The organism is Coleofasciculus sp. G1-WW12-02, from assembly GCF_040219735.1.
GTDB lineage: Bacteria > Cyanobacteriota > Cyanobacteriia > Cyanobacteriales > Coleofasciculaceae > Coleofasciculus.
Genome location: NZ_JAVJRX010000176.1, coordinates 1 through 4,956 on the forward strand (window position 1 = coordinate 1; position 4,956 = coordinate 4,956).

General features: G+C 45.9%; 4 protein-coding genes. All 4 read left to right on the forward strand.

Annotated elements, in window-relative coordinates; all coding sequences use genetic code 11:
* Nucleotides 1-226: 226 nt before the first annotated feature.
* The 4 genes from RID09_RS27505 to RID09_RS27520 all read left to right on the forward strand — a co-directional run bounded on the left by RID09_RS27505 (nucleotide 227) and on the right by RID09_RS27520 (nucleotide 4,306).
* Complete coding sequence (locus RID09_RS27505; RefSeq protein ID WP_446339099.1) at nucleotides 227-1,075, forward strand: DUF928 domain-containing protein; 849 nt, start codon at nucleotides 227-229, stop codon at nucleotides 1,073-1,075.
* 514 nt (nucleotides 1,076-1,589) lie between these two features.
* A complete protein-coding gene (locus tag RID09_RS27510) occupies nucleotides 1,590-2,426 on the forward strand; it encodes a DUF928 domain-containing protein (RefSeq protein WP_446339100.1) in 837 nt (278 codons plus the stop codon).
* A 232-nt stretch (nucleotides 2,427-2,658) separates the two neighbouring features.
* On the forward strand, nucleotides 2,659-3,471 hold the full coding sequence (locus tag RID09_RS27515; protein WP_446339101.1) for a DUF928 domain-containing protein: 813 nt from the start codon (nucleotides 2,659-2,661) through the stop codon (nucleotides 3,469-3,471).
* Between the two features lie 16 nt (nucleotides 3,472-3,487).
* Complete coding sequence (locus RID09_RS27520) at nucleotides 3,488-4,306, forward strand: DUF928 domain-containing protein (protein WP_446339102.1); 819 nt, start codon at nucleotides 3,488-3,490, stop codon at nucleotides 4,304-4,306.
* The last annotated feature ends 650 nt before the right edge of the window (nucleotides 4,307-4,956 follow it).

Below are 4,956 nucleotides of genomic sequence, written 5' to 3' on the forward strand. Positions count from 1 at the left end.
CTCAGAATGACTTGCTCCCTTGAACTTATTAGGAGATTGTCAATCAAAAGGGTATTGAACCCCCTTGATTGACCGCCTATCCATCCCGACACCTCTTCGGTGTACCGCTATGGTGCGGGGCTTCCGGCGAAGCAAGCTAAATGTGCGTAAACACATTTGAACATGGGTTAGCTATTTTGGATAGTTTTCATTCAATAGTTTTATTGACAATAGTAGCTTTTTATGTATGCTTAAATTCATCCGTTTCTTCCCACACAAAGTTGCCATAACCGCTTTAGTAACAATAGTTGTAACGGTGGGGTTAAGCCTGAAACAGCCCGTTCGGATACAAGCGCAGTTGAGCAATACCTCCATCAGTTCTCAGTTACCTGATCAATGGGAATCCGCGCCATTGCCTAATTCTGGTGATTCAAGTCTACCAGATAGCCGCAATTTACCGTTTGCGGGTTGCCTAAGCAGTTATCCCGTCGCCTTAGTACCAGCATCTGGTATGGGACAGACAATTGCGGAGTATCCCACTATCTTTTGGTATCTACCCCAAACGAGGGCTTGGGGCATGGAGTTTAAGCTAACAGATAGTGATAATCAGGAAATTTACTCGACCAAGTACGCCTTTGCCCGTTACACCCCAAAAGATTATCAGGGTACAAACGCACAATTGGTGGTTGGCACTCCAGGCATACTCAGTTTAACTCTACCAAGATTAGATGGTAGCTCTCTGCCGCTGAAAGTGGGTCAAGAGTATGACTGGATTGTCAGAGTAATCTGTAATCCCAATGATCCATCCGGTGATGTTTATATGGCAGGCACAATCGAGCGAGTGTCAATTGACCCTACCCTAGCCCGTCGCTTACAGCAAGCACCACATGAGGAACGTGTGGTACTTTATGCAAAGGAACGACTTTGGTACGAGGCATTAGAGATTTTGGTTAAACTCCGGCGCGATCGCCCCAACGATCAGGCGGTGATTACAGCTTGGAACAAACTGCTCAAGTCTGTAGGGCTAGATATAATTGCCCAACCCTTTGTCAGGGAAAGTAGCACATTAATCAAGCAGGACGACAGAAGTTTGTGATCACCGCTTCTGGGTGCAGGGGTTCTCCAGGCGCTCCAGGTGCGGGGGAGACAAGGAAGAATTTCCCGGTTCACCCATTTCCAATCCCCTCTTTCCCACTTGAAGGAGACAAGAGAGAAGACAAGAGATAAAGAAGATTTTATATCTTTACAAAGAATTTAATTTTTCAGGCGATAAAGGTACAGAAATCAGGAATCGGCTTTAAGAGTGATGAAGATTTAGATAAGAGTGGAAACAAAGTTCCGGAATTGCCTATGTCTAAAGTTAAAATATTAACAATCTAAAACAAGGGTACTGGCATAACCAAGGTTCATCGTCGGACTCAAAGCGTACTAGCCGTGCTGGCGGTGCTGACGACAAACTCCTAATTCAGCAACAGTCCACTAAAGGCAGATGCTTGAGTGACCCAGCTAACTGATAATGTTTGACGGAAACTAACCAAAGTATGGAACATTGGCTTCTGCTATAACATCTATATACTAAGGACTCGGTTCTACGAGTGTATATCTGAATTATGACTTGTTTCACCCGCTTATCAAACCTAACATTTTTAACCATCGCGTTGACACTAGGGCTAGCGACCAATCTAGTCGCTCAAGTGCCAACCCAGGTTAGAACTACCTCTTTGGGTGCTCAACTACCGGATCAGTGGGGCTTCAGAACTCCAGACGGTTCAACGGCCGATCAGATTCCTGTAAATCGAGAAGCTGGTGGAACGCGAGGTCCAGAGTGTACCCCGCCTGATCAATCACTAATAGCTTTAGTTCCAGAATCGTTGATCGGCAAAACGTTGGCAGAATATCCCAAATTATTCTGGTATATGCCACCAACAACTGCATCGGCAGTTGAGTTTGTACTCTGGAACGCTAGTGATGAAGAAATTTACCGGGTTAAGTATTCCTTGAAGCCGTCGGCGACAGGGGAGACAAATAAGCCCAGAATTATGAGCCTAGACATTCCCACCTCTGCCAATCTTGCTCCCCTGAAAGCTAATCAGCTATATTACTGGCAATTAGTACTGGTTTGCAACCCTAAGGAGCGTTCAGCCGATATTGTAGTGGGTGGTGGGATTAAGCGGGTTGAACCGAGTCCAACGTTAACCATGCGGATTCAACAGGCAACTCCCCAAGAACGAGTAGCCCTCTATGCCCAGGAATTGCTCTGGTATGACACGTTAGAGACATTGGTAGAACTCCATCAGGATTTTCCCAATGATCGCAACGTGCAAGCCGCATGGAACAAGTTATTGTACTCAGTTGGCTTACAAAGTCTTTCTGAGCAATTGAATCCAAACAGGAGTGCCACTTTACCTGAATCGTTGTCCAACTCAGGAGATAGTTCTGTTGAATAAAACAATCAATATCAAGATAGGGAAAAATTAATATAAAGATTCAGATAAGAGGGGAATTCTGGGTGTCAGTTCACTCCCTATCTCACGCTAAAATAGAAATATTCAGGCAAATCATTTAAGTAAAAACCTGAAAATTCTGCAATTATCACCCCCTTTGTAGGAAGGTTAAGTGTCTGCTTAGACATATTGTTCCAAAAGCAAGACTCTGATTAAGTAGGAGTTCTAAATTATTATGGCTTGGTTTACTCGTTCATCCCGTTTTACTGTAGTAGCTTTAGGGTTAACCCTAGGACTTGTGGCTAATATTGCCACCGGGGTACAAGCACAGTTAGGAGATTCACCCCTCAGCCGCGAAATCCCTACCGAATGGGAATTCACTCCATCAGACAGGCAAGGTGCTAGTCTTCCAGGTAATAGAGAAGGTGGTGGTACAAGAGGACCTTGTATTACTGAAAACACAGGTCGAGTTCCGATCGCATTGGTTCCTGAGTCTGGTGTCGGCAAAACCATAGCCGAGTATCCTACTCTCTCCTGGTATCTACCGAAAAACACAGGTTGGGGGGTAGAGTTGTTGGTGCAAAATGCCAATGGTGAGGAAATTTACTCCACGAAGTACGCCTTCGCCCATGACACCGATCAAAAATACGTTGTTGATACCCCCGGTATCATGAGCTTAACGCTGCCTAACTTAGAAAGTAGTGTTCTTCCCCCAGAGACTGGTAAGCAATATAAATGGCAGTTAAGGTTAATATGCAATACCAATGATCGCTCTGGTGATGTCTATGTCGATGGTGTATTCGAGCGCGTGGAACCCGATCCCAATCTGGCACGCCGCCTCCAACAAGCAACGCCGGAACAGCGAGTGGGTATCTATGCTCAGGAACGACTTTGGTATGATGCGCTCAATACCTTAGTGGAACTGCGTCGCACTCGCCCCAATGATCCCACTTTAAAGGCGGCATGGAGCCGACTGCTCAGTTCAGTAGGACTAGAGCAAATTGTCGAAGAACCAGTAGCTCAGAAGGCAAGAACAAATCCGAACTAATTACTGAGTCACCGTCATGGTATCAATGCGACATCGTTTTTGCCGATTTTCTCTGGCTGTGGGGGTAAAACTAGGGCTATTTGCCGTAAGCTTTGCCCTGATCCACAGCCCCCAAATTCTCCAGGCTCAAGGAATACCCCAAACCTGGACAACCAACAAATACCAACCCCCCAGAGGAATCGGCGCACCGAGTCGTGTTGAAGGAGGGGCAACCCGAGGTTCTGGGGGCAATTGCCCTGTTGTAGGGAAACCCTTAACGGCTTTAATCCCTAGCGATGGCTTTGGTACAACCGTTGCGGCTTATCCTAGCTTTTTTGTTTACCTACCCGCTTCACTTGCTCCCAGCACAACCTTACCCGTTGAGTTTGTCCTGGAGGATAGCGAGGGAAATCTGGTTTATCAAAGCCAGTTCCGGACTAACGGCAAGTCAGGCATAATCACATTGAATCTACCTCACGACGTTAGCTTATTACCCTTGGCGGTGGGTGAGGATTATCGTTGGTCTTTCTCAATTCTGTGCCCACCCCAAGACGAACGCTCTAATGATTTGGTGGTTGAAGGATGGGTGAGACGGGTAGCACTCGATCCTACCCTAGAAACTCAGTTAGCACAGGCATCACCGATAAAAAAAGTGGAACTCTATGCTGAGGAAGAACTTTGGCAGGATACTCTAGCACAGCTCATTGAACTGCGCCGCAACTATCCGAGTGATTCAGAAGTGACGAATCAGTGGGTTAAGCTTTTGAATGCGGCGGGACTTAGCAATCTGGTGGGTGAGTCACTGGCGTCTCAGAAAACTCCTGTTAATGTACCCTTACCTTCGGCACAACCGTAATTATAGCAGTCGCCAAGGTCATTAGAACCTCAGACGAATGCCGTTTATTGTTTCGATGCAAGCAGGCGTGTCCTAATCGTTGTAGCGGTTGCTATACAACGAATGCACTAAAATAGCGTAATCGATTTTACCCACCATCAGTAGGGGCAGGACATGTCTTGCTTCTACTGACTCATATAATATTTAATTTGTCAACTTTTTCCGGCTCGATTGGTGATCTAAGAAAACTATCGCTAAACTTGTTGACATCTTACCCAACTAACTCCTATGAGTATAGTTGGGTTCTTCTCGCTGAATCGGAGAAAAATAGAGATGGCAATAAAATAGATGAGACAAGCCGTCAATCCAATAACTGACTCAGTTGGAAAGACTTTACTCTGAATGATTCTGACTTGTCTTCTAGAGTTAGCAGCAGTGTTATAGTAGTGTCACCCCCCAATCGGGTGATATTTACCGCCAACCAATCCAGTTGAGCCAACCGGCAGTTTAACCAAGAGAGAGGGAAAAGCTTCAACAACCCTAATCTAGCTATCGCTTGAGATTAGGGATTGCCAGAGACAGGGCTGGCAACGCAAGAGTTGAATAGACCATTGAGCCGCCAATTGGCACGTACTTCCAGATACTTCCCCAGTCTGGATTATCTACAAACC